Origin of the sequence: Streptomyces sp. ICC1 (genome assembly GCF_003287935.1) — a bacterium.
Lineage (GTDB): Bacteria > Actinomycetota > Actinomycetes > Streptomycetales > Streptomycetaceae > Streptomyces > Streptomyces tritrimontium.
Genome location: NZ_CP030287.1, coordinates 510,755 through 535,608 on the forward strand (window position 1 = coordinate 510,755; position 24,854 = coordinate 535,608).

Genomic DNA, 24,854 nt, shown 5'->3' on the forward strand with positions numbered 1-24,854 from the left:
CCCACCGGCGGTCGCGACCGGTTAAGCCGGCTGGCGGACGTGGGCGCGGACCCAGTCGACGATCGCCGTCGTGGTCGCGCCCGGGGTGAAGATCTCCGCGACGCCCTTGGCCTTGAGCGGAGCGATGTCCGCCTCCGGGATGATGCCGCCGCCGAACACCTTGATGTCCGCCGCGTCGCGCTCCGCGAGGAGCTCCAGCACGCGCGCGAACAGTGTGTTGTGCGCGCCCGAGAGGATCGACAGGCCGATCGCGTCGGCGTCCTCCTGGATCGCGGTGTCGACGATCTGTTCGGGGGTCTGGTGGAGGCCCGTGTAGATGACCTCCATGCCCGCGTCCCGCAGGGCCCGCGCGATCACCTTGGCACCCCGGTCGTGGCCGTCGAGACCAGGCTTGGCCACCACCACACGGATCGGACCGGTCACACCCATCGCACTGCCTCCCGAGTGAACGAACGTTAAGTACAGCATCGCGCACGCCCCCGTTTCGTGGTCAACCTGGAGGGGGAAATCACACGTGGGATGACGCGCCGCCACTCCGTGCCGACAGCCGCACGGCACGGCGTGGCCGGCCGCCACGGTCCCGAGATGCTGAGGGGGGCGTCCATGGGGCTGACCATGTCCGGGGCCGCGCTGCGGGCCGGTGTGCTGGAAGCGCTCGTGCTCGGCGGGCACCTCCTGATGTATCCCACCGGAGTGTTGCAGGAACGGCCGCCCGCCGGTACCTCCGCCGCCCGCGAACGCCCGCCCGCGCTCCTGCTGCACGGGTTCACCGACAACCGGTCCGTCTTCGTGCTGCTGCGCCGCACCCTCGGGGCGGGCGGCCTGCGGCAGGTGGAGACGTACAACTACTCCCCCTTCACCCTCGATCTGCGCGTCACCGCCGGCCACCTCGCCCGCCGCGTCGAGGAGCTGTGCGAGCGCACCGGGCAGGAGCGGGTGGACCTGGTGGGCCACAGCCTGGGCGGACTGGTCGGGCGGTACTACGTCCAGCGGCTCGGCGGCGACGCCCGCGTGCGCACGCTCGTCACGCTCGGCACCCCGCATTCCGGCACCCGCGTCGCGCCCTTCATGGACGCGCACCCGCTGGTCCGGCAGATGCGGCCGGATTCCGAGGTGCTGGCCGCACTGCGCGCGCCCGCGCCCGGCTGCCGGACCCGGCACGTGGCCTTCTGGAGCGAATTCGACGAGCTGATGGACCCCACCGAGACGGCCCGCATCGAGCATCCGGACCTGATCGCCGAGAACGTGCAGGTCACCGGCATCGGGCACCTTGCCCTGCCCGCGCATCCCACCGTCATCGCGGCGGTCCGGCGCGCGCTCGACGGGCCCGCCCCGATCGCCCTCTCCAGCCCCGGGACCGCTTCCGTCGCCTGACTGAAATTCGGATCAAAACCCACCAGCACTCGAACAGATTTCGAACTCAAGGCCAAGGGTGGGTCTTTGGGCGACCGAAAGGCGGCCGAATGCCCGGTTCCAGCGAGCCGGAGGCCCTTCGAAGATTGTCGTTGCCAGTAACCGCCGGGTACAGTCACGCCACTGCTCTCCTCCGAGGACCTCATCACCCTCGGCCACCCAGGCCCCCCGCTGCCGAGGCGAAAGAGAAGTTGGTGAACGACCGCCCCTTGTCGGGCCAGTACCCCGATATCGGGTACGACGGCCTTTCCACCACCACTTTCGCTGGTGATTCTCCGTACGCGTCCTATGAATCACAGGGTCAGGGCTACAACTACGCCGCTGCGTACGGCTCCTACGACACGGGGTCCCACGACACCGGCGCCTACGACGCCACGGCCTGGAACGCTCCGCAGAGCAGCTACCCCCAGCAGCCCGCCGACGGCTACGACGGCTATCTGTCGACGGTTCCGCCGCAGGGCGGCGCCTCCACGGACTACCAGCCCACCGGCTTCGGCTACGACGCCTCGGCCGAGCAGACCGGCCAGTGGGCGGCCCCGGGCTACGGCACCGAGACCGGCGCCTACGACGCCACCGCCTGGAACACCTCCTCCGAGCAGACCTACGCCTACACCGGCTACGAGCAGCAGTCCCAGGCCCAGCCTCAGGCCCAGGAGCAGCAGTACACGTACGAGTACGGCTCCGAGTACGGGTCCGCGTACGAGCCGTACGCGGAGGCCGGGGACCCGGCTCCGGCCTACACCGAGACCGCGGTCTTCGAGGCCGTGACCCCCGACGACGCCGGTCACGCCGACCACACCGGCGACGACGCGCCGGTGCACGACCTGCCCACCCAGGCCATGCCCATCACCGCCCCCGCGCCCGCCGAGCCGCGTCCTTCGCGCCGGGCCGGCGCGAAGCCCGCGGGCGGCAAGGCGACCGCCGCCAGGTCCGCCGGCGCCAACAGCCGCCGCCGCACCCCGGCCAAGCGCTCCGCGCTGCTGACCGTGGCCGTGCCCTCCGCCTGCGTGATGGGCATCGCGGGTGTCGCCGCGGCCTCCGTCGGCGGGCTCACCGGGGCGGACCAGCCGTCCGAGGAGACCACCACGCTGGCCGCCCCCGACCCGGCGTCCATCAAGCCGGTCGCGGCGAACAGCAAGCTCGACACGCAGCTCACCGCCCTCAGCGCCGACGCCGGCGACTTCGCGGACCGCGCGAGCCGCACGCAGGAGCGCATCGACCTGCGCCTGCGCCAGGACGAGGAGAAGAAGAAGAAGGCGGAGGAGGAGGCGGCCAAGGAAGCGGCCCGCCCCAAGTTCGCCGTCCCCGTCGCGCGGCACGGCCTCAGCGCCGGCTTCGGCCAGGCGGGCGTCAACTGGATGTCCGTGCACACCGGCATCGACTTCCCGGTGTCCTACGGGACTTCGGTCATGGCGGCCACCGACGGCACCGTACGCAGCCAGTGGAACAGCGCCTACGGCAACATGGTGATACTCACCGCGCCCGACGGCACCGAGACCTGGTACTGCCACCTCAGCAGCGCCAAGATCCGGTCCGGCAAGGTCAAGGCCGGCGACGTGATCGCGTACTCCGGCAACTCGGGCAACTCCACCGGACCGCACCTCCACTTCGAGGTGCGGCCGGGCGGCGGCTCTCCGGTCGACCCCCAGGCCTGGCTGCGCAGCCACGACCTGGACCCGAACTGAGCGACCGCCCGCCCTCCGTCAGAGCTTCTGCACCGGCGCGTACCGCAGCAGCAGCCGCTTCGGCTTCTCGTCCCCGAAGTCGATGGTGGCCTGCGCGTCCGCGCCCGCTCCCCTGACCTCCATGACCGTGCCCAGCCCGAACTGGTCGTGCGTGACCCGGTCCCCGACCACCAGCGCGATGACCGGCTTGTCGCTCGCCCGCCGCGTCGCGAACCCGGACGGACCCGACTTCGCACGGGACGAGGACAGGAACGACTCCGGCGAGGTCCCGAACGAGGTCTTGGACCCGCCCCCGGCCCCACCCGAGCCTGATGCCCCGTACCCCGAGCTGCGCATCGGGCCCGCCGGCTTCTGCGCCGCGCCCGTCCGCTTCCACTGCAGGTACTCGGCCGGGATCTCCTCGAGGAACCGCGACGGCGGGTTGTACGAGGGGGTGCCCCACGCGCTGCGCATCGAGGAGCGCGTCAGGTACAGCCGCTCGCGCGCCCGCGTGATGCCGACGTAGGCCAGGCGGCGCTCCTCCTCGAGCTCCTTGGTCTGGCCCAGCGCGCGCATGTGCGGGAAGACCCCGTCCTCCATGCCGGTCAGGAAGACCACCGGGAACTCGAGGCCCTTGGCGGTGTGCAGGGTCATCAGGGTGATGACCCCGTTGCCGTCGGTGTCCTCGTCCGGGATCTGGTCGGAGTCGGCGACGAGCGCGACCTGCTCCAGGAACTCCGAGAGGGTGCCGGGGCCCACCGGCGGGGTGCCATTCTCGGCGGCCTCGGCCGCCGCCGCCTCCCGCGCCTGCTCGAACTCGAGCGCCACGGCGGCCAGCTCCTGCAGGTTCTCGATCCGCGTCTCGTCCTGCGGGTCGGTCGACGCCTGGAGCTCGGCGAGGTAGCCCGTACGCTCCAGGACCGCCTCCAGCACCACCGCCGGGCCCGCGCCCGAATCGACGATCGTGCGGAGCTCCTCCATCAGCACGTTGAAGCGCTTGACGGCGTTGGTCGAGCGGGCGGCCATGCCGAAGGCCTCGTCGACCCGGCGCAGCGCCTGCGGGAAGGTGATCTTCTCGCGCATGCCCAGCGCGTCGATCATCGCCTCGGCGCGCTCGCCGATGCCGCGCTTGGGCACGTTGAGAATTCGCCTCAGCGGAACGTTGTCCTCGGGATTCGACAGGACGCGCAGGTACGCGAGGACGTCGCGGACCTCCTTGCGCTCGTAGAACCGGACGCCGCCGACGACCTTGTAGGGCAGTCCGACGCGGATGAAGATCTCCTCGAACACGCGGGACTGCGCGTTGGTCCGGTAGAAGATCGCGACGTCGCCGGCCTTGGCGTCGCCCGCGTCCGTCAGCCGGTCGATCTCGTCGGCGATGAACTGCGCCTCGTCGTGCTCGGTGTCCGCGACGTAGCCGGTGATCACGGAGCCGCTGCCGGCGTCGGTCCACAGGTTCTTCGCGCGGCGGTTCTCGTTGCGCTCGATGACCGCGTTGGCGGCGGACAGGATCGTCTGCGTGGAGCGGTAGTTCTGCTCCAGCAGGATCGTGGTGGCGTCCGCGTAGTCCTCTTCGAACTGGAGGATGTTGCGGATGGTCGCGCCGCGGAAGGCGTAGATCGACTGGTCGGCGTCGCCCACGACGCACAGCTCGGCGGGCGCCAGGTCCGGATAGCCCGTGCCGACCAGCTCGCGCACGAGCGTGTACTGGGCGTGGTTGGTGTCCTGGTACTCGTCGACCAACACGTGCCGGAAGCGGCGCCGGTAGTGCTCGGCGACCTCCGGGAAGGCCTGGAGCAGGTGGACCGTGGTCATGATGATGTCGTCGAAGTCGAGCGCGTTGGCCTCGCGCAGCCGCCCCTGGTACATCGCGTACGCCTGGGCGAGGGTCTTCTCGAAGCCGTCCACGGCCTGTCCGGCGAAGGCGTCCTCGTCGATGAGCTCGTTCTTCAGGTTCGAGATCTTGGCGCTGAAGGCCTTCGGCGGGAACTTCTTCGGGTCCAGGTCCAGGTCGCGGCAGACGAGCGCCATCAGGCGCTTCGAGTCGGCCGCGTCGTAGATCGAGAACGACGAGGTGAAACCGAGCCGCTTGGACTCGCGGCGCAGGATGCGGACGCACGCGCTGTGGAAGGTGGAGACCCACATGGCGTTCGCGCGCGGGCCGACCAGGCCCTCGACGCGCTCCTTCATCTCGCCGGCGGCCTTGTTGGTGAAGGTGATCGCCAGGATCTGGCCGGGGTGGACCCCGCGCGCGCCCAGCAGGTGCCCGATGCGGTGCGTCAGCACGCGGGTCTTGCCGGATCCGGCGCCGGCCACGATGAGCAGCGGTGATCCCGCGTGCACGACGGCCGCGCGCTGCTCCGTGTTCAGCCCGTCCAGGAGCGCGGCCGGGTCGATGACGGGCCGGGGGGCCCCGTCCCGGTAGTACGCGTCCCCGCGCCCCCCACTGCCGTCGGCCATGTCGAACCGGCCCCCGAAGAGATCGTCCGCGCCCGGCTCGGGGGCGGCGTGATCCTCGGGCGGCGGCGGGACCTCGTCGGAGGGGGAGAGGTCGGCCAGGAAGCTGTCGTCAAAGAGGCTGCTCATCGCCTTCCGAGTTTAGGGGGCCGGACCGACAGCCGGTCCCGGCCCCGGAAAATTGGTCGGCATATGCCCAGCGAACCGTGCGCGGGCCCTTCCGAGCCCCTCCCTCCGCCGCTAGCGTGCTCCGCCAACCGGAAGGAGGTGCCGGCCCGTGTACCGGGCAGGCTGTCTTTTATACACACCTGACGCTGCCCGCCCATCCTCCCGCCCCGGAGCGTGGGCCCGAAGGCCACCCGGGCGCGATTGGCCCGGGCCGCCGGGCCCGGCGGCCCCTACCGTGCGCCCATGGACCGCACGCTCGCCGCCGACCTCGCCCGCCTCCCCGACCTCCTCGACGCCACCCGCGACGCGGCCGCCGCGGCCCTGGCGGCCCTGGACGCGCGTCCCGTCGTACCGCCGCCCCCGGACGGGCCGCCGCGGGAGCCCGAAGCCCTGCCCGAACACGGCACCGGCACGGAGGCGGCCCTCGCCGCCTTCGCCGCCCGCTGGGCCCCGCGCCTGTCCGCCTCCGCCGGCCCCCGCTACCTCGGCTTCGTCACCGGCGGCGCCACCCCCGCCGCCCTGGCGGGCGACTGGCTCACCGCCGCCCACGACCAGAACTCCAACTCCGCCCTGGACGGCGCCGGCCAGGACCTCGAACGCGAAACCGTCACCTGGCTCCGCGACCTCTTCCACCTCTCCGACGCCCACACCGGCACCTTCGTCAGCGGCGCCACCATGTCCAACACCACCGGCCTCGCCATCGCCCGCGAATGGCTCGGCGAACGCCTCGGCGTCTCCCCGGCCGAGGACGGCGCGGCCGCCCTCGGCCCGGTCCGGGTCCTCTCCGGCGCCCCGCACTCCTCCATCGCCAAGGCCCTCTCCGTCCTCGGCCTCGGCCGCCGCGCCCTGGTCCCCGTACCGACCCTCCCGGGCCGCGAGGCCGTCGACCCGGCCGCCCTGGAACGCGCGCTCGCCGACGCGCCCGGACGCCCCGCCGTCGTCGTCGCCAACGCCGGCACCGTCAACACCGTGGACTTCGACGACCTCCGGGCCATCACCGCCCTGCGCGAACGCCACGACTTCTGGCTGCACACGGACGCCGCCTTCGGCGCCTTCGCCGCGCTCTCCCCGGAACACGCCCACCTCACCGCGGGCCTCGACGCCTCCGACTCCGTCTGCGTCGACCTGCACAAGTGGCTCAACGTCCCCTACGACAGCGCCGTCCAGTTCACCCGCCGCCGAGACCTGCAAGCCCGCGTCTTCCAGAACGCCGCCGCCTACCTCGGCCCCCTCGGCGAGAACCCCGACCTGGTCCACCTCACCCCCGAGAACTCCCACCGACTGCGGGCCCTGGCCGCCTGGTTCACGCTGCGCGCCTACGGCCGCGAGGGCCACCGCGAGATCGTCGAGCGGGACATCGCCTGCGCCCGCGCGCTGGGCGAGACGCTCGCCGCGGAACCGTCCTTCACGGTCCTCGCCCCGGTCCGGCTGAACGTCGTCTGCTTCACCCTCGCCGAACGGCCCACCCCCGCCCGCCTGACGGCCCTGCGCGAAGCGGCCGGGTCCGAGGTCTTCGTCACCCCCACGACGTACGCGGGAACCCCCGCCCTGCGCGCGGCGTTCTCCAACTGGCGTACCACCCAGGCAGATGTACGCCGGGTCGCGCAGGCCTTGCGCACGGCGGCGAAGGAGCTCGGATGACGGAACAGCCCCTGACACTCATAGAGGTCGAAGCCCTGGCCCGCACCGCGCACGAGGGCCAGACGGACAAGGCCGGCCGGCCGTACGCGGAGCACCTCGCGGCCGTCGCCGAGGGCGTCCGCGCCCGCGGCGGCACCGCCGAACAGCAGGCGGCGGCCTGGCTCCACGACGCGATCGAGGACGATGCGCTCAGCCCCGACTGGCTGGCCTCCGCCGCGCTCCCCCCGCACGTCAAGGCCATGGTCCTGGCGCTCACGAAGCGCCCCGGGGAACCGGTCGAGGGGTACACGGCCCGCATCCTCGCCACGCCCGGCGCCCGCCTGGTCAAGGAGGCCGACCTCGCGCACAACGCGGACCCGGCCCGCCTCGCGGTCCTCGACGCGCCCACCCGGGACAGGCTGTCCGCGAAGTACGCGTATGTCCGCTCGCTGCTGGGCATCGCCGCGCCCTGACGCGAACGGGCCACTGCCGATTCGTCACGGGACGGATAGCCGGGGCGTGTTGGTGGGAGGATGGTCCATGTGGGGGTACGCCAGGCCGTCCCCCGGGCCGACCAGGGGACGACCGAAGGTGTGATCAGAAGTGGCCATTTCTCTGTCAGTGGTGGTTCTGTTGGCGATCATCCTGGTGGTGCTCGTTCGCGGTAACCACCTCAAGGCCGGCCCCGCGGTCGTCGCGGTCCTCTTCGGCTTCTTCCTCGCGTCCAGCTCCATCGCCCCGGACGTCAACCGCTTCCTGAACTCCCTAGCGGACACGATCGCCGGCATCAAACTCTGAACCCCCGAGCGCGCCGCCCGCCCCGGCAGCACCGCGCCCCCCGTGAACGACGAAGGGCCAGATCGAGTCGAGGAAACATCCTCTGACCTGGCCCTTTCGACTTCAGAGCGGGTGATGGAAACCGAACCCGCGCAGCTAGTCTGGAAGATCGCTCACCCACATCGACCCTGACCCGCGGTGCCGCTGACCTGCGCGTTCCCAGCCCCCGTGCTGCCGTTGCCCGCTACTCCCCGCCCGCCGCCGCCCAACCTGGCACGCGAAGGACACGGCGACCGGTCAGCGCACGAGTAGGACGCAGTTTGCAGTTCACCATGCATGCCCCGCCTCCGGGAGGCGGGCCTTGGATGTCAGGCGTGCTGCGGCGCCTCGTCCTTCAGCATGGTCCGCAGCATGGCGCGGAACTCCGGTGTGTCGACCTCGCTGTGTACGGACACGGAGTGCTCGGTGGCCGCCCGGACTACTTCTTCTTCCTCGCCCGTGATGGTCAGGCTGCACTTGGCCTCGCTGGGGTAGTCCCTGCAGTCAATGACCTTACGCATGGTGTGCCTCCCGGATTGGTGGTGCGGCTGCCGACGTCGCCGTCCGAGTGGTGCCCGGCGCGAGGGCGGACGCAGGCGCGTTTAGGGGCCTCCTTCCACGATCCTCCCTGCGGACCCGGGACGCGCTCTGGGGGCAGCCTGGTCAATGCGTGGCCTCCCCTACACCCCAAACCCGGCCGGCCGCACCACCTCGGGCCCGTCAGCAAGCCACGCGGTCAGCGGAGCGGCTCTGGCCGGTGTCCTGCCCGGTTCGGGGTCGAGCGTGATCAGGGGCCGTAGGAGGTTCTCCCGCGTAGATCGCGTACGCGGGTCCACCCTGACCGTCACGACGCCCCTCGTGCGGCGCTGGTGTGCCGACAAGCTCGGCGCCAGCACCGGGCCCACCACCGTGGCGCAGCCCTGGGAACGACGAAGGGCCAGGTCGAGGAGATGTCCTCTGACCTGGCCCTTTGTGTCTCTGAGCGGGTGACGGGAATCGAACCCGCGTAGCTAGTTTGGAAGACTAGTGCTCTACCATTGAGCTACACCCGCATGACGTGTGACGGAGGTCCTGGGACCTCGGCACGGACAGCATCCTAGCGGGTCGGGGCGGCGGATCGCACACCGCATTTCGGGCCCGGGTGCGCGAGTGGTGGCGCTTTCGCCGAAACTCCGCACGGCGGAGGGTCTTCGGGCATGTACCCTACGTGTCGCACCGACGGGGTGTGGCGCAGCTTGGTAGCGCGTCCGCTTTGGGAGCGGAAGGTCGTCGGTTCGAATCCGGCCACCCCGACCAGCAGGAAGCGCCCGGAGGGGGCTGTGTCTCCCCTCGGCGCCTCCCCTTCCCCACGGCTTCCGCCCGGCCGCGCGCACCCTCATCGAGACCGCATCGATGATCGCGTTGTGGGCTGATTGCCGCTTGCGGCTACTATGCAAGCTGCGTGCCCGTGTGTCTGATGTACCGGGCCCGATCCGCTGAAAACCGCTGAGTCGCGGCGACAGCAGAGACCCCCGCAGTCAGCCACAAGGAGACCGAACCGTGAAGAGCGCCGTGGAGACCCTGAACCCGACTCGGGTTCGGCTCACTGTTGAGGTGCCCTTCGAGGAGCTCAAGGACAGCCTCGACGCGGCCTACAAGAAGATCAACCAGCAGGTCACGGTGAAGGGCTTCCGCAAGGGCAAGATCCCGGCCCGCGTCATCGACCAGCGCTTCGGCCGCGGTGCGGTGCTGGAGGAGGCCGTCAACGACGCCCTCCCGAAGTTCTACACCGAGGCCGTCAACGAGGCCGACCTGAACCCGCTGGGCCAGCCCGACGTCGACATCACGGAGCTGAAGGACGGCGAGCTGCTGGCCTTCACCGCCGAGGTCGACATCCGTCCCGCGATCGAGATCCCGGACTACTCCGGCATCGAGGTCACCGTGGACGCCATCGAGGTCTCCGACGAGGACGTCGAGAAGTCGGTCGAGCAGCTGCGCGGCCGCTTCGCGTCCACCAAGGACGTCGAGCGCGCCGCCCAGGACGGCGACGTCGTCACGATCGACCTCGAGGCCAAGGTCGCCGGCGAGGTGCTGGAGGACGGTGTCGCCCAGGACGTCTCCTACACCATCGGCTCGGGCGAGCTGCTCGAAGGCATCGACGAGGCCGTCAAGGGCCTGGAGGCCGGTGGCGAGGCCACCTTCACCTCCCAGCTGAAGGGCGGCTCCGCCGAGGGCCAGGACGCCGAGGTCACCGTCAAGGTCACCAAGGTCTCCGCCCGTGAGCTGCCGGAGCTGGACGACGAGTTCGCCGGCATGGCCAGCGAGTTCGACACCCTCGAGGAGCTGAAGGCCGACAGCCGCAAGCGCCTCGAGAACATGAAGCAGTACGACCAGGCCACGCAGGCCCAGGAGCGCGTCCTGGAGAAGCTGCTGGAGCTCATCGAGGTCCCGATCCCCGAGAAGCTCCTCGCGGACGAGGTCCAGACCCGCAAGCACAACCTCGAGCACCACCAGCTCGGCCAGATGGGTCTCTCCATCGAGAAGTACCTCGAGATCCAGGGCAAGACGGTCGAGGAGTTCGACGCCGAGACCGCCGAGCAGGCGATCAAGGGCATCAAGACGCAGTTCGTCCTCGACGAGCTCGTCAACAAGGAGAAGCTGAACGTCAACCAGGAGGAGCTCACCGAGCACCTCATGCGGCGTGCTGCCTCCTCCGGCATGTCCCCCGACCAGTTCGCCCAGGCCGTCGTCGAGGGCGGCCAGGTTCCGATGCTCGTCGGCGAGGTCGCCCGCGGCAAGGCCCTCGCGGCCGTCGTCGAGGTCGCCAAGGTGACCGACACCAACGGTGAGGTCGTCGACCTCTCTGACGACGAGGACGACGAGAACGCGGTCGAGCAGGCCGCCGAGACCGTCGAGAACGTGGTCGAGGCCGACGGCGAGATCGCCGCCGACGAGGCCAAGTAACACCCGGGTCAACCCCCGCGGAGCAGTACCCGAGCATGGCCCGAAGGGCCCGTACGCCGTCGCGTCCGGGCCCTTCGGCTTTGCCCGTTGAGGGACCTCCGGGAAGGGTCCGGGACCTTGCGCTCCGAGCGAACAGTTCGGGAAGCGGGATGGCGTTGTCCTACCTGCGCGTTAGGGTCCATGAATACGAGGGCACGGGAGTACCCGACGCCGGCGGGCATCGTCCGCACCGGTTGGTCCGAGCCCCAGAACGAGACGCTGAGACGGCACATGGCCGTCGGAGACGAGCAGGTGGATACGTGACGAATCTGAAGCCTTACGCCGCGGGTGAGCCGTCCATCGGTGGCGGCCTCGGCGACCATGTCTACAACCGGCTGCTCGGCGAGCGCATCATCTTCCTCGGCCAGCAGGTCGACGACGACATCGCCAACAAGATCACCGCCCAGCTCCTCCTCCTGGCCGCCGAGCCGGAGAAGGACATCTACCTGTACATCAACAGCCCCGGTGGCTCGGTGACGGCCGGCATGGCGGTCTACGACACCATGCAGTACATCCCGAACGACGTCGTCACCATCGGTATGGGCATGGCGGCCTCGATGGGCCAGTTCCTGCTCACCGGCGGCACCGCGGGCAAGCGCTTCTCGCTCCCGAACACCGACATCCTGATGCACCAGGGCTCCGCCGGCATCGGTGGCACCGCCTCGGACATCAAGATCCAGGCCCAGTACCTGCTGCGCACGAAGCAGCGCATGGCTGAGATCACGGCCCACCACTCCGGCCAGAGCGTGGAGACGATCATCCGCGACGGCGACCGCGACCGCTGGTACACGGCGGAAGAGGCCAAGGCTTACGGCCTCATCGACGAGATCATCTCCGCCGCGTCGCTGGTCCCGGGTGGCGGTGGCACCGGGGCCTGATCCCGGCCCCGGCGCGCGAGATCCCGCTCGGGAGCTCGTACGCCCGCCCGCACCAGGCAAGCCTCAGCCCGCAGAACGCCACCAGGATGGTGAACACCCAGATGCACCTGAACAACCTTTCTCCCGCGAGCGGCCTCTACACCGGCGCGCCGGTGGACAACCGCTACGTCGTGCCGCGCTTCGTCGAGCGCACCTCGCAGGGCGTGCGCGAGTACGACCCGTACGCGAAGCTCTTCGAGGAGCGCATCATCTTCCTCGGCGTGCAGATCGACGACGCCTCCGCCAACGACGTCATGGCGCAGCTGCTGTGCCTGGAGTCGATGGACCCGGACCGCGACATCTACCTCTACATCAACAGCCCCGGCGGCTCCTTCACCGCGCTGACGGCGATCTACGACACGATGCAGTTCGTGAAGCCGGACATCTCGACGGTCTGCATGGGCCAGGCGGCCTCCGCCGCCGCCGTCCTGCTGGCCGCCGGCGCCCCCGGCAAGCGCATGGCGCTGCCGAACGCCCGCGTGCTGATCCACCAGCCCTCGGGTGGCACCGGCCGCGAGCAGCTCTCCGACCTGGAGATCGCGGCCAACGAGATCCTGCGCATGCGCGACCAGCTCGAGAACATGCTGGCCAAGCACTCCTCGACGCCGATCGAGAAGATCCGCGACGACATCGAGCGCGACAAGATCCTGACGGCGCAGGACGCGCTGGCGTACGGCCTGATCGACCAGGTCGTCGCCACCCGCAAGACTTCGCACTGATCCTTGCCGACTGTTGGCGTGGGCACGTCGCCGGATTGGGCGATGTGAACCACGTCAAGGGGGCCCCGCACGGGGCCCCCGGCAAGGTACCGTCGGATATGAGGCACCAGGAGCGCTGAACCAGGCGTCTCCCAGGCGAAGGGGAAGCACCTCGTGGCACGCATCGGTGACGGCGGCGACCTGCTCAAGTGCTCGTTCTGCGGAAAGAGCCAGAAGCAGGTGAAGAAGCTCATCGCGGGACCCGGTGTGTACATCTGCGACGAGTGCATCGACCTCTGCAACGAGATCATCGAAGAGGAGCTCGCGGAGACTTCCGAGGTTCGCTGGGAAGAACTTCCCAAGCCCCGTGAGATCTACGAGTTCCTGGAGAGCTACGTCGTCGGCCAGGAGCCGGCGAAGAAGGCGCTCTCCGTCGCTGTGTACAACCACTACAAGCGCGTCCAGGCCGGCGAGAACGGCGGCGGGACGGGCCGGGACGACGCGATCGAGCTCGCGAAGTCCAACATCCTCCTGCTGGGCCCCACGGGCTCGGGCAAGACGCTGCTGGCCCAGACGCTCGCCCGCATGCTCAACGTTCCGTTCGCCATCGCCGACGCGACGGCGCTGACGGAGGCCGGGTACGTCGGCGAGGACGTCGAGAACATCCTGCTCAAGCTGATCCAGGCGGCGGACTACGACGTCAAGAAGGCCGAGACCGGGATCATCTACATCGACGAGATCGACAAGGTCGCCCGCAAGAGCGAGAACCCGTCGATCACGCGCGACGTGAGCGGTGAGGGCGTGCAGCAGGCCCTCCTGAAGATCCTGGAAGGCACGACCGCTTCCGTACCGCCGCAGGGCGGCCGCAAGCACCCGCACCAGGAATTCATCCAGATCGACACGACGAACGTGCTGTTCATCGTGGGCGGCGCCTTCTCCGGCCTGGAGCGGATCATCGAGTCCCGCGCCGGCGCCAAGGGCATCGGCTTCGGGGCGACGATCCGCTCGAAGCGCGAGATCGAGGCGAGCAACCAGTTCCAGGAGGTCATGCCGGAGGACCTGGTGAAGTTCGGGATGATCCCCGAGTTCATCGGCCGTCTCCCGGTCATCACCTCGGTCCACAACCTGGACCGCGAGGCCCTGCTCCAGATCCTCATCGAGCCGCGCAACGCCCTGGTGAAGCAGTACCAGCGGCTGTTCGAACTCGACGGTGTGGAGCTGGACTTCGAGCGCGAGGCGCTGGAAGCCATCGCGGACCAGGCGATCCTCCGCCAGACCGGCGCGCGAGGCCTGCGCGCCATCATGGAAGAGGTCCTGATGTCGGTGATGTACGAGGTCCCGTCCCGCAAGGACGTGGCCCGCGTGGTCATCAGCGCCGATGTCGTCCGCTCCAACGTCAACCCGACGCTGGTCCCGCGGATCGTCCCGAAGGACCAGGGCCCGCACGAGAAGTCGGCGTAGTACGCCGGAACACACGCAGAAGGGGCGCCCCCGACTGGGGCGCCCCTTCTGCGTGTGTGGCCGTGCCGTCCGTCCCCGCTACTTCTTGACGCGGGCGGTGTTGTAGAGCTTCGCGGCGAGCTCCGCGGTCTGGTCCAGGGTGTAGCCCGGCTTGCCGGCCAGGATCGACGCCACGTCGGTGGCGCCGACCATGCTGAGGGTGCTGTAGTCACCCCACACGCAGATCGGCACGGTGAACTCCTTCGGCCCCTTCTCCGTGGTGCTCGTGGAGATGAGCTTCATCTCCTGGCACTTCAGCACCGCGCCCTTGAAGCCCGCCGGGGTCTTCGCCTGGGGGCTTCCGACCAACTCCACCTTCGTGGAACCGTCCTTGGCCGCGTTGAGCTTGGCCATGGCGAAGTACGCGTCCACGGACTTCTCCGGGTCGGTGACGTCGCCGTAGAGCCCCGAGAAGTTCAGGCCCTTGGTGGTCAGCGGGTTCTTCGGGTCACCGGCCTGGTAGTTCATGCCCACCTGGGTGGGGTTCTTGATGCCGACCCCTTCGGCTTCCTTCTTGTCCTTGTCGCTGAAATCGGGGTCCTTGTACTTCGGGTCCTTCTTGAAGTCGTCCACCGTCGCCGGAGCCACCAGCTTGTAGCCCTTGGTGTCGGCCGAGATCGAGGCGCCCGCGCCGCCGCCCGCCGTGAAGTACCAGCCGGCGCCGCCGATCACGGCGACCGCCAGGACCACGGCGATGATCACGCCGGCCTTGGACTTCTTCGGGGGCGTGCCGCCGTACGGGGCAGGCTGCTGGTAGCCGCCGTACGGGGGCTGCTGCTGCGGGTAGCCCTGCTGCGGCACTCCCTGAGGGGCCTGCTGCGGGTACCCGTAGCCGGGCTGCGCGCCGGGCTGCTGGCCGTACGGCCCGGGCTGCTGCCCGTAGGGCCCCGGCTGCCCAGGCTGCCCCGGCGGCTGCTGCGGCTGCTGCCCGTAAGGCCCGGGCTGCTGCGGCTGCTGGCCTCCATATGGCCCCGGCTGGTTGTAGCTCATCCCGCGTCCCCCCATGAGGTTGCTTTATGCGTCCCACACATCCTGGCGGAAGGCGGCGCCGCGAAGGGCGCCGGGTCCTGGGAAAGCCGGTTTCATGACTGGACTGTTACCGCTCTAAACTGTGGCTCGTGACCGAGAACACGCAGACACCCAGCCGCCCCGACTCCGAACTGCCGACTGCCTACGCGCCGGCCGAGGTAGAGGGGAAGCTCTATGAGCGCTGGGTAGAGCGTGGGTACTTCACGGCCGATGCCGCGAGCGAGAAGCCCGCGTACACCATCGTCATCCCGCCGCCGAACGTCACCGGCTCCCTGCACCTGGGGCACGCCTTCCAGCACACGCTGATGGACGCCCTGACCCGCCGCAAGCGCATGCAGGGCTTCGAGTCGCTGTGGCTGCCCGGCATGGACCACGCCGGTATCGCCACCCAGAACAAGGTCGAGCAGCAGCTCGCCGAGGAGGGCAAGTCCCGCCACGACCTGGGCCGCGAGGAGTTCGTCGAGCGGGTCTGGCAGTGGAAGGAAGAGTACGGCGGCAAGATCCTCGGCCAGATGCGCCGTCTCGGCGACGGCGTCGACTGGTCCCGTGAGCGCTTCACCATGGACGAGGGCCTCTCCAAGGCCGTCCAGACGATCTTCAAGAAGCTCTACGACGACGAGCTCATCTACCGTGCCGAGCGCATCATCAACTGGTGCCCCCGCTGTCTGACGGCCATCTCCGACATCGAGGTGGAGTACCAGGAGGACGCGGGCGAGCTCGTCTCCATCAAGTACGGCGAGGGCGACGACACGCTCGTCGTCGCGACCACGCGTGCCGAGACGATGCTCGGTGACACGGCCATCGCGGTCCACCCGGACGACGAGCGCTACAAGCACCTGGTCGGCAAGCTCATCAAGCTGCCGCTCACCGACCGCTCCATCCCGGTCGTCGCGGACACCCACGTCGACCCGGAGTTCGGCACCGGCTGCGTCAAGGTGACCCCGGCGCACGACCCGAACGACTTCGCGATCGGGCAGCGCCACGGCCTGGCCAACATGACGATCATGGACGAGCGCGGCGTCATCACCGTCCACGGCCCCTTCCTCGGCCTGGACCGCTTCGAAGCCCGCTCCGCGGTCGTCGGCGCGCTGCGCGAGCAGGGCCGGATCGTCGCCGAGAAGCGTCCGTACATGCACTCCGTCGGGCACTGCTCGCGCTGTTCCACCACCGTCGAGCCCCGCCTGTCCCTCCAGTGGTGGGTCAAGGTCGAGACGCTGGCCAAGGCCGCCGGCGACGCGGTGCGCGACGGCCGGGTCTCGATCCACCCCGAGGAGATGTCGAAGCGCTACTTCGACTGGGTCGACAACCTCAACGACTGGTGCATCTCGCGCCAGCTGTGGTGGGGCCACCGCATCCCGATCTGGTACGGCCCGGCCGGCGAGGTCGTCTGCGTCGGACCCGACGACGAGGCGCCCACCGGCGAGGGCTGGGTCCAGGACACCGACGTCCTCGACACCTGGTTCTCCTCCGGCCTGTGGCCCTTCTCGACGCTGGGCTGGCCGGAGAAGACCCCGGACCTGGAGAAGTTCTACTCCACCGACGTCCTGCTCACCGGCCACGACATCATCTTCTTCTGGGTCGCCCGGATGATGATGTTCGGCCTGTACGCCATGGACGGCGAGGCGCCCTTCAAGACGATCGCGCTGACCGGCCTGGTCCGCGACGAGCGCGGCAAGAAGATGTCGAAGTCCGCCGGCAACGTCGTCGACCCGCTGGACTGGATGGACAAGTACGGCTCCGACGCCGTCCGGTTCACCCTGGCCAAGGGCGCCAACCCCGGCACCGACGTCCCGATCGGCGAGGACTGGGTCCAGGCCTCCAGCAAGTTCGCCAACAAGATCTGGAACGCCACCCGCTTCGCGATGATGAACGGCGCCACGATCGAGGGCGAGCTGCCGCCGGTCGAGGAGCTGTCCGCCACCGACCGCTGGGTGCTGTCCCGTCTGAACAAGACGGTCGCGCAGGTCGACGCGTACTACGAGGACTACCAGTTCTCGAAGCTGGCCGACGCCCTCTACCACTTCGCGTGGGACGAGGTCTTCGACTGGTACGTCGAGCTGTCGAAGACGACCTTCTTCGCGGGCGGCGAGCAGGCCAAGGTCTCGGGCCGGGTCCTCGGCGAGGTCCTCGACGTCATGCTGCGGCTGCTGCACCCGGTGGTCCCCTTCGTCACCGAGACGCTGTGGACCACGCTGACCGGCGGCGAGTCCCTGGTGATCGCCGACTGGCCGAAGGCTGTGTCCGTTCCTGGGGCTGACGCCCCGGGCGGTTTCCGCGACGCGGCCGCCGAGGCCGAGATCGAGGCCGTCCAGAGCCTGGTCAGGGAGGTCCGCCGGTTCCGCAAGGAGCAGGGCCTCGACGACAAGCAGAAGGTCCCGGCCCGCCTGGACCTGTCGGCCACCGCGCTGGCCGCCCACGAGGCCGCCATCCGCCAGGTGCTGCGCCTCCAGCCGCAGGGTGACGACTTCAGCGCCACCGCGACCCTCCCGGTCGGCGGAGCCACCATCGCGCTCGACCTGTCGGGCACCATCGACGTGGAGGCGGAGCGCAAGCGGCTGAGCAAGGACCTGGCCGCCGCCGAGAAGGAGAAGCAGCAGGCCGAGGCGAAGCTCGGGAACGAGGCGTTCATCGCCAAGGCCCCCGACAACGTCGTGGACAAGATCAAGGGCCGTCTGACCAAGGCCGAGGCCGACATCGCCCGGCTCAAGGTCCAGCTGGACACCCTGCCCGCCGCTTAGGCAGCGCGCATGCGAAGGCCCCCACGCCGTCGGTCGACGTGAGGGCCTTCGCGGTATCTGTTCCCCGTCAGGGGCCCGGCGTCACAGCAGCCGCTCGCCGAACTCCGTCAGGATCAGCGCGGTGAGCACCCCGTACGCGGCCAGCGGCACCAGCCAGTGGGGGAGCGCCCGCAGCCGGGAGCAGGCCGGGGCCAGGTGGCGGGTGACGTACCAGAACAGCGGGATGACCACCGCCCAGACGACCATGCACCACGGGCACAGCGCCCCGATCACGTACAGGCACTGGCTGATCAGCCACAGCGTGAAGGCGAAGCCGCCCGCGATCCCCACCCACAGCCCGCGCCACAGCCACCGCGGGAACACCGCGCCGGCCACCAGGGCCGCGCCCAGCCCCGCGAGCGCCGCGAAGCCGGCGATGCCGAGCAGCATGTTGGGGAAGCCGAGCAGGTTGCCCTGCCAGGTGGTCATCACGTCGCCGCAGCTCAGGACCGCGTTGACGTTGCAGCCCGGGGTGAAGAGCGGGTCCTCCAGGGTGCGGATGCGGTCGTAGGTGAGGATGCCGGAGGCCAGCGTGCCGATCACGCCGCCGATGAGCAGGAGCAGCGGGAGCCCCGGGGAGGGGCGGTCGGGGCCGGGATGCCCGGGGATCTTGCCGGGGCTGGTTCGGGGGCTCATTCCTTTCACGCTACGAAACGGGGTGCCGCGGCGGCAGGGCCATCCGGCCATGTCCGGACACATCCGAAGTGCCGTATGTCACTGGCCGCGGGGCGGCGCCGTCGCGGATCCGGTCCGGTGACCACGGATGATGGGTGGCATGCACGTCAAGCCCGTCGCCTCGGCGCTCCACTGGGCCGCGGCCTCCGGCCGCCGCTTCACCGGGAGCTGGGCCGGGTCACCGCGGGCGATGGACATGCTCACGGCAAGCGGGTGTTTCGCCCTGATGGCGCTGGACCTGCCGGGTCTGGCCGCCGCCGACAACTCCCTGACCGGCCCGCTCGCCGCCGTCGTGCTCGCCGCGGGCTGCCTCAGCCTGCTGGTGCGGCGGCGCGCTCCCTGGGTGGCGTACCTCACCGCACTGCTCTTCATCGGCTGGCTGCACGAGCTCACCCTGATCCAGTTCGCCCTGTACTCCGTCGGCCGCTACCGGGGGCGCCGCGCCGGAGTCCTGGCCACCCTCGGGTACGTGGCCTTCGCGCTGGTGGCGTTCGCCGTGCCCGGCTGGTCCGAGCCGCGGGCCGAGACGCTCAGCTCCTTCCTCAGCCTCGTCGTGCCCATCGGCGTCCTTGCCTCGGCCGTCGGCATCGCCGCCTACCGCCACGACCTCGTGCGCGAGCTGGACACCCGGCGCGCCGAGTCCGCCGTGCTGCAGGCCGTCCAGCAGGAGCGGACCTCCGTCGCCCGCGACGTCCACGACTTCGTCGGGCGCGAGCTGACCCTGCTCACCGTCCGCTCCGAGGTGCTGTCGATGCGGGCGCGCGAGACGGCGTACGCGAAGGACTTCGAAGAGCTCGCCGACACCGCCCGCCGGGCCCACCTGGTGCTCAACGAGATCATCGTGCAGCGCGGGGAGCGGGCCGCGACCCCGGGCGTGGAGGGGCTGGCGGCCCTCGCGCAGGAGAGCGGGCGCGCGGGTTCCCCCGTACGGCTCCATCTGGATCCGGACGTGCACGGGCTGTCGCCGCTGCGGCAGGCGGCGGTCTACCGCGTGGTGCAGGAGTGCCTGACCAACGCCGCCAAGCACGCCCGCGGCGAGACCATCGAGGTGTCCATCACGGCGGACGGGCCGCAGCTGCGGATCGCCGTGAGCAACGGGCTGCCGGAGCGCAACCCGACCCGGGCCCCGGTCTCGGCGGGCTCGGGGACCGCGAGCATGTCCGAACGCGTGCGCAGCCTGGGCGGGACCCTGACGGCGACGCGCACGGACGACGCGTACGAGGTCGTCGCCACCCTCCCGAAGGGCTAGGCCTTCGCCGGTGCCAGCAGGCTGCTGAGCGTGTCCATGTCCTCCACGCACCGGCCCGAGCCCAGGGCCACGCAGTCCAGCGGGTTGTCCGCGACGAAGACCGGGATCCCGGTCGCGGAGGCCATCCGCAGGTCCAGGCCGGGCAGCAGCGCGCCGCCGCCGGTCAGGACGATGCCGTGCTCCATGACGTCGCCGGACAGCTCGGGCGGGCACTCCTCCAAGGTGGTGCGCACCGCGGCGATGATCGCCTCGACGGGCTCGTCGAGGGCCGCCCGCACGTCGGCCGCGCCGAGCTCGAGGGTCTTGGGCATGCCGCCGACCTTCTCGCGGCCCCGCACGGTGAAGGTGCGGGTCTCCAGCTCCGGCCGGTCGGGCACCGGCCAGGCCGAGCCGATGGCCACCTTGACGTCCTCGGCGGTGCGCTCGCCGATGAGCAGGGCGTGCTCCTTGCGGACGTAGTCCATGATCGCGGCGTCCAGCCGGTCGCCGCCGACCCGCAGCGACTGGGAGGTGACGATGCCGCCCAGCGAGATGACGGCGACCTCCGAGGTGCCGCCGCCGATGTCTACGACCATCGACCCGCGCGGTTCGGACACCGGCAGCCCGGCTCCGATCGCCGCGGCCATGGGTTCCTCGATGAGGTGGACGGTCTTGGCGCCGGCCCGGGTGGAGGCGTGCACGATGGCCCGCCGCTCGACCGGGGTGACCCCGGACGGAACGCAGATCACCATGCGGGTGCGCACCCGCCGACCGGGGACGGCCTTGCGGACGAAGTGCCGGATCATCTCCTCGGCGGCCTCGTAGTCGCAGATCACGCCGTCCTTCAGCGGGCGGATGGCGGTGATGGAGCCGGGGGTGCGGCCGATGGTCTCCTTGGCTTCCTTGCCGACGGCGAGGGCCGTGGTCGTGCCGGCCCTGACCGCCACCACGGACGGCTCATTGAGGACGATTCCGTGTCCGCGTGCGTAGACGAGGGTGTTGGCGGTGCCCAGGTCGATCCCTATGTCGCGGCTGGAAGGTGTCTTGTCGGGCCCCGTTTTTTCACTGCGCGCCTGCGGCATTTATTCCCCTATCTCCTGCCCGCAAGGCTTGCATAACGATCCGGTCGCATTCGCCGCCGAAGGTCCTGAAGCGACCGGGCCGAAAGTCCTGGCGGCCTTCGTCCGTAGACTGGTCCCGTGAGTGAGCAGCAGCCCGAGAGCCACGATGACCGCTTCGACGAGTTCGACCAGATCGTGGCGGAAGAGTCCGACCGCGACCCCGACCTGGCGGTGATCGCTGCGGGCAGCCGGACCCTGCGCGCGCAGTCCGGTCCACCCCAGGGCGAGCCGGTGCCCGACGTGCCCGCCGATCCCGAGGTGGCCGAGGCGCTGCGGGAGGTGGAGGAGGAGCTGGCCGGCCGCTGGGGCGAGACCAAACTGGAGCCGTCCGTCACGCGGATCGCCGCGCTGATGGACGTCCTGGGCGAGCCGCAGCGCGCGTACCCCTCCATCCACGTCACCGGCACCAACGGCAAGACGAGCACCGCCCGCATGATCGAGTCGCTGCTGAACGCCTTCGAGCTGCGCACCGGCCGCTACACCAGCCCGCACGTGCAGTCGGTCACCGAGCGGATCAGCCTGGACGGGGCGCCGATCACCGCCGAGCGGTTCGTCGAGACCTACCACGACATCAAGCCGTACGTGGAGATGGTGGACGCGGCCGAGGAGTTCCGGCTGTCGTTCTTCGAGGTCCTCACCGGCATGGCCTACGCGGCCTTCGCGGACGCCCCGGTGGACGCGGCCGTGGTCGAGGTCGGCATGGGCGGCACCTGGGACGCGACGAACGTGATCGACGGCGCGGTCTCGGTGGTCACCCCGATCAGCCTGGACCACACGGACCGGCTCGGCTCCACGCCCGGTGAGATCGCCACGGAGAAGGGCGGGGTCATCAAGCAGGGCGCCACCGTGATCCTGGCGCAGCAGCCGGTGGACGCGGCGCAGGTGCTGCTGAAGAAGGCCGTCGAGGTCGACGCGACGGTGGCCCGCGAGGGCATGGAGTTCGGCGTCGTCAGCCGCGAGGTCGCGGTGGGCGGGCAGCAGCTGACGCTGCGCGGCCTGGGCGGCGAGTACGACGGGATCTTCCTGCCGCTGCACGGCGCCCACATGGCGCACAACGCGGCGGTGGCGCTGGCCGCGGTCGAGGCCTTCTTCGGGGTCGGCGCGGACCACGCGCGGGTGCTGGACGCGGACACGGTGCGCAAGGCGTTCGCCTCGGTGACCTCGCCGGGCCGCATGGAGGTCGTGCGGCGCAGTCCGACGGTGGTCCTGGACGCGGCGCACAACCCGGCCGGGGCGCTGGTCACGGCGGAGGCGGTGACCGAGGCCTTCGGCTTCAGCCGGCTGATCGGGGTCGTGGGCGCGAGCGAGGGCAAGGACGCGCGGGGGCTGTTCGAGGCCTTCGAGCCGATCTTCGCCGAGGTCGTGATCACGGAGAACACCAGCCACCGGGCGATGTCCGCCGACGACCTGGCGGCCGTCGCGATCGAGGTCTTCGGGTCGGACCGGGTGCAGGTGGAGCCGCGGCTGGACGACGCCCTGGAGGCGGCGATCACCCTGGCGGAGGAAGAGGCGGAGTACGGAGGGGCCGGGGTCCTGGTGACCGGGTCCGTGATCACGGTGGGCGAGGCCCGCCTGCTGCTGAAGAGGGGCTGAGGGAATGCGCACGCTGTGTGCTTCGACGCTGATCGGCGAGTTCTTCGTGGTGGGGTTCGCGGGTCTGGTGGCCATGAAGGACCCGGACCTGGGCCAGGCGGCGGTCTGGTCGGTGTGCGGGGCCGTGATGCTGCTGTCGGTCCTGCTGTGCGGGATGCTGTCGCGGCCGGGTGCCGTGCAGATCGGCTGGGCCCTGCAGATCGGCCTGATCCTGAGCGGCTTCGTGGTCCCGACGATGTTCTTCCTGGGCGCGGTGTTCGCGGGCCTGTGGTGGTGCTCGGTCCACTACGGGCGCAGGATCGACACGATCAAGGCGGGCTGGGCGGCCCAGGCGGAAGCCCGGACCGAGGCGTAGCCGGACGCTCGGGGAAGGGGCCCGCGAAGGCCCCGCCCCGGCGGGGTCCCGGTCCCCTGTAGCCTCGTCGGACCGCACCCGTATGCCGCAAGGAGTTACCCACATGACCCAGCGCACGCTCGTCCTCCTCAAGCCCGACGCCGTCCGTCGCGGCCTGATCGGCGAGATCGTCGGCCGCATCGAGCGGAAGGCCGGCTGGACCATTGCCGCGCTGGAGCTGCGCACGCTGGACCAGGAGACCCTGGAGGCGCACTACGGCGAGCACAAGGGCAAGGTGTTCTACGAGCCGCTCATGGGCTTCATGGCGAGCGGTCCCGTCGTCGCCCTGGTCGTCGAAGGGGAACGCGTGATCGAGGGTGTCCGCCAGCTGGCCGGCCCCACCGACCCGATCGCCGCGGCACCCGGTTCCATCCGGGGCGATTTCGGCACCGTCACCCGGGAGAACCTGATCCACGCCTCGGATTCCGAGGAGTCCGCGGAGCGCGAGCTGAAGCTGTTCTTCCCCGCGCTGTGATCACTCTTCACTGACGCAACATCAGCCGAATAGCGCTCATGACCTGGGGCGACCGAAGTAATTTCGGTCGCCCTTTGGTATTACCGGACATATCCGGGAACGCATCGACAGGACACGACGTCACCACTAAGGGGGCGGGTATCCATTCCGGCGGGCTTGCCGGAGTCCCGTCGCGCGGTGTCCGTACTTGCGGCACTACGATGGGGCCTCCACCCACACACCCACCTCGCCGACCTGACAGCAGCCGCTATCAACTGGAAGGCCAGACGCTCCTCATGGGGAACAAGGGGAACTACATGTCGTTCATCGGCCGTGACATGGCGATCGACCTCGGGACCGCCAACACGCTGGTGTACGTGAGGGGCCGGGGAATCGTCCTGAACGAGCCGTCCGTGGTCGCCATCAACACGAACACCGGCGGCATCCTGGCGGTCGGCACCGAGGCGAAGAAGATGATCGGGCGCACACCCGGCAACATCGTCGCCGTTCGGCCCCTCAAGGACGGCGTAATCGCCGACTTCGAGATCACCGAGCGAATGCTCCGGTACTTCATCCTCAAGATCCACAAGCGCCGCTACCTGGCCCGTCCGCGCGTTGTGGTCTGCGTGCCCTCCGGCATCACGGGAGTGGAGCGCCGCGCCGTCATCGAGGCGTCCACGCAGGCCGGCGCCCGCCAGGTGCACATCATCGAGGAGCCCATGGCCGCCGCCATCGGCGCGGGCCTGCCCGTCCACGAGGCCACCGGCAACATGGTCGTGGACATCGGTGGCGGCACCACCGAGGTGGCCGTCATCTCCCTCGGCGGAATCGTCACGGCACAGTCCATCCGGGTGGCCGGAGACGAGCTGGACAACGCGATCATCCAGCACATCAAGAAGGAGTACTCGCTCCTCCTCGGCGAGCGCACCGCCGAGCAGATCAAGATCACCATCGGGTCGGCGTACGACCTCGACAAGGACGAGCACACCGAGATCCGCGGCCGCGACCTGGTCTCCGGGCTGCCCAAGACCGTCGTGATCTCGGCTGCCGAGGTCCGCAAGGCGATCGAGGAGCCGGTCAACGCCATCGTCGACGCGGTCAAGACCACCCTCGACAAGTGCCCGCCGGAGCTCTCCGGCGACATCATGGACCGCGGCATCGTCCTCACCGGTGGCGGCGCCCTGCTGCGCGGCCTCGACGAGCGGCTGCGCCGCGAGACGGGCATGCCCATCCACATCGCCGAGGACCCGCTCGACTCCGTCGCCCTCGGATCCGGCAAGTGCGTCGAGGAGTTCGAGGCGCTCCAGCAGGTCCTGGACGCCCAGCCCCGACGCTGAGTCGCCCCGCC

21 protein-coding genes and 2 tRNA genes are annotated in these 24,854 nt (G+C 70.1%); 16 read left to right on the top strand and 7 right to left on the bottom strand.

From position 1 onward, the window contains the following. Positions 1-21: 21 nt before the first annotated feature. Positions 22-429: a cobalamin B12-binding domain-containing protein gene (locus DRB96_RS02425; protein ID WP_112446547.1), complete on the bottom strand. Its 408-nt coding sequence runs from the start codon at positions 427-429 to the stop codon at positions 22-24. Between the two features lie 174 nt (positions 430-603). Between DRB96_RS02425 and DRB96_RS02430 the strand changes: the two genes are divergently transcribed. Together DRB96_RS02430 and DRB96_RS02435 are read left to right on the top strand one after the other, a co-directional pair. After that, entirely contained in the window at positions 604-1,374 is a 771-nt protein-coding gene (locus DRB96_RS02430; RefSeq protein ID WP_239516065.1) for an alpha/beta fold hydrolase, read from the top strand. Between the two features lie 89 nt (positions 1,375-1,463). Next, positions 1,464-3,098, top strand: a complete 1,635-nt coding sequence (locus tag DRB96_RS02435) for a M23 family metallopeptidase (protein ID WP_112446548.1) — start codon at positions 1,464-1,466, stop codon at positions 3,096-3,098. Positions 3,099-3,116: 18 nt separating this feature from the next. Here the strand turns inward: DRB96_RS02435 and pcrA are convergent, their stop codons facing one another. Further along, on the bottom strand, positions 3,117-5,663 hold the full coding sequence (pcrA, locus tag DRB96_RS02440) for a DNA helicase PcrA (protein ID WP_112446549.1): 2,547 nt from the start codon (positions 5,661-5,663) through the stop codon (positions 3,117-3,119). A gap of 282 nt (positions 5,664-5,945) precedes the next feature. On the opposite strand from pcrA, the gene DRB96_RS02445 reads away from it, so the two are divergent. The 3 genes from DRB96_RS02445 (at position 5,946) to DRB96_RS02455 (ending at position 8,120) form a co-directional block, all read left to right on the top strand. Then, on the top strand, positions 5,946-7,343 hold the full coding sequence (locus DRB96_RS02445) for a pyridoxal-dependent decarboxylase (protein WP_112453163.1): 1,398 nt from the start codon (positions 5,946-5,948) through the stop codon (positions 7,341-7,343). Beyond that, on the top strand, positions 7,340-7,795 hold the full coding sequence (locus tag DRB96_RS02450; RefSeq protein ID WP_112446550.1) for an HD domain-containing protein: 456 nt from the start codon (positions 7,340-7,342) through the stop codon (positions 7,793-7,795). The genes DRB96_RS02445 and DRB96_RS02450 overlap by 4 nt, the downstream gene beginning before the upstream one ends. Positions 7,796-7,925: 130 nt before the next feature. Further along, the gene (locus tag DRB96_RS02455; protein WP_112446551.1) at positions 7,926-8,120 is read left to right on the top strand and encodes a hypothetical protein; all 195 of its coding nucleotides are present in this window, start codon (positions 7,926-7,928) and stop codon (positions 8,118-8,120) included. A 347-nt stretch (positions 8,121-8,467) separates the two neighbouring features. Here DRB96_RS02455 and DRB96_RS02460 read toward each other — a convergent pair whose 3' ends face one another. Beyond that, a complete protein-coding gene (locus DRB96_RS02460; protein WP_112446552.1) occupies positions 8,468-8,659 on the bottom strand; it encodes a DUF1059 domain-containing protein in 192 nt (63 codons plus the stop codon). Positions 8,660-9,119: 460 nt separating this feature from the next. Then, a tRNA-Gly gene (locus DRB96_RS02465) sits at positions 9,120-9,190 on the bottom strand. Between the two features lie 167 nt (positions 9,191-9,357). On the opposite strand from DRB96_RS02465, the gene DRB96_RS02470 reads away from it, so the two are divergent. The 5 genes from DRB96_RS02470 (at position 9,358) to clpX (ending at position 14,196) form a co-directional block, all read left to right on the top strand. Then, positions 9,358-9,434: transfer RNA gene (locus tag DRB96_RS02470), tRNA-Pro, on the top strand. 243 nt (positions 9,435-9,677) lie between these two features. Next, complete coding sequence (tig, locus tag DRB96_RS02475) at positions 9,678-11,081, top strand: trigger factor (protein WP_112446553.1); 1,404 nt, start codon at positions 9,678-9,680, stop codon at positions 11,079-11,081. A 299-nt stretch (positions 11,082-11,380) separates the two neighbouring features. Beyond that, entirely contained in the window at positions 11,381-11,998 is a 618-nt protein-coding gene (locus DRB96_RS02480; RefSeq protein ID WP_112446554.1) for an ATP-dependent Clp protease proteolytic subunit, read from the top strand. Between the two features lie 86 nt (positions 11,999-12,084). Then, complete coding sequence (locus tag DRB96_RS02485) at positions 12,085-12,756, top strand: ATP-dependent Clp protease proteolytic subunit (RefSeq protein ID WP_112446555.1); 672 nt, start codon at positions 12,085-12,087, stop codon at positions 12,754-12,756. A 153-nt stretch (positions 12,757-12,909) separates the two neighbouring features. Then, positions 12,910-14,196 (top strand): ATP-dependent Clp protease ATP-binding subunit ClpX, encoded by a 1,287-nt coding sequence (gene clpX, locus DRB96_RS02490; RefSeq protein ID WP_112446556.1) that lies wholly within the window; start codon positions 12,910-12,912, stop codon positions 14,194-14,196. Positions 14,197-14,274: 78 nt separating this feature from the next. Here the strand turns inward: clpX and DRB96_RS02495 are convergent, their stop codons facing one another. After that, positions 14,275-15,225, bottom strand: a complete 951-nt coding sequence (locus DRB96_RS02495) for a hypothetical protein (protein WP_112446557.1) — start codon at positions 15,223-15,225, stop codon at positions 14,275-14,277. A gap of 128 nt (positions 15,226-15,353) precedes the next feature. On the opposite strand from DRB96_RS02495, the gene DRB96_RS02500 reads away from it, so the two are divergent. Then, positions 15,354-18,002, top strand: a complete 2,649-nt coding sequence (locus tag DRB96_RS02500; protein ID WP_112446558.1) for a valine--tRNA ligase — start codon at positions 15,354-15,356, stop codon at positions 18,000-18,002. 81 nt (positions 18,003-18,083) lie between these two features. On the opposite strand, the gene DRB96_RS02505 is transcribed toward DRB96_RS02500, so the two are convergent. After that, positions 18,084-18,677, bottom strand: coding sequence for a vitamin K epoxide reductase family protein (locus tag DRB96_RS02505; RefSeq protein WP_112446559.1), 594 nt, complete (start codon positions 18,675-18,677; stop codon positions 18,084-18,086). A 139-nt stretch (positions 18,678-18,816) separates the two neighbouring features. Between DRB96_RS02505 and DRB96_RS02510 the strand changes: the two genes are divergently transcribed. Further along, the gene (locus DRB96_RS02510) at positions 18,817-19,965 is read left to right on the top strand and encodes a histidine kinase (RefSeq protein WP_112446560.1); all 1,149 of its coding nucleotides are present in this window, start codon (positions 18,817-18,819) and stop codon (positions 19,963-19,965) included. Here the strand turns inward: DRB96_RS02510 and DRB96_RS02515 are convergent. After that, on the bottom strand, positions 19,962-21,026 hold the full coding sequence (locus tag DRB96_RS02515) for a rod shape-determining protein (protein WP_112446561.1): 1,065 nt from the start codon (positions 21,024-21,026) through the stop codon (positions 19,962-19,964). The two genes, DRB96_RS02510 and DRB96_RS02515, sit on opposite strands and share 4 nt — an antisense overlap. A 117-nt stretch (positions 21,027-21,143) precedes the next feature. Between DRB96_RS02515 and DRB96_RS02520 the strand changes: the two genes are divergently transcribed. From DRB96_RS02520 to DRB96_RS02535, 4 genes are all read left to right on the top strand, one after another. Beyond that, a complete protein-coding gene (locus tag DRB96_RS02520) occupies positions 21,144-22,658 on the top strand; it encodes a folylpolyglutamate synthase/dihydrofolate synthase family protein (protein ID WP_112446562.1) in 1,515 nt (504 codons plus the stop codon). Between the two features lie 4 nt (positions 22,659-22,662). Next, positions 22,663-23,013, top strand: coding sequence for a DUF4233 domain-containing protein (locus tag DRB96_RS02525; protein ID WP_112446563.1), 351 nt, complete (start codon positions 22,663-22,665; stop codon positions 23,011-23,013). A gap of 103 nt (positions 23,014-23,116) precedes the next feature. Then, on the top strand, positions 23,117-23,527 hold the full coding sequence (gene ndk, locus DRB96_RS02530) for a nucleoside-diphosphate kinase (protein ID WP_112446564.1): 411 nt from the start codon (positions 23,117-23,119) through the stop codon (positions 23,525-23,527). Positions 23,528-23,823: 296 nt separating this feature from the next. Then, positions 23,824-24,843 carry a rod shape-determining protein gene (locus DRB96_RS02535; protein ID WP_112453164.1) on the top strand — a complete coding sequence of 340 codons (1,020 nt, stop codon included), beginning with the start codon at positions 23,824-23,826 and terminating at the stop codon, positions 24,841-24,843. Positions 24,844-24,854: the final 11 nt, after the last annotated feature.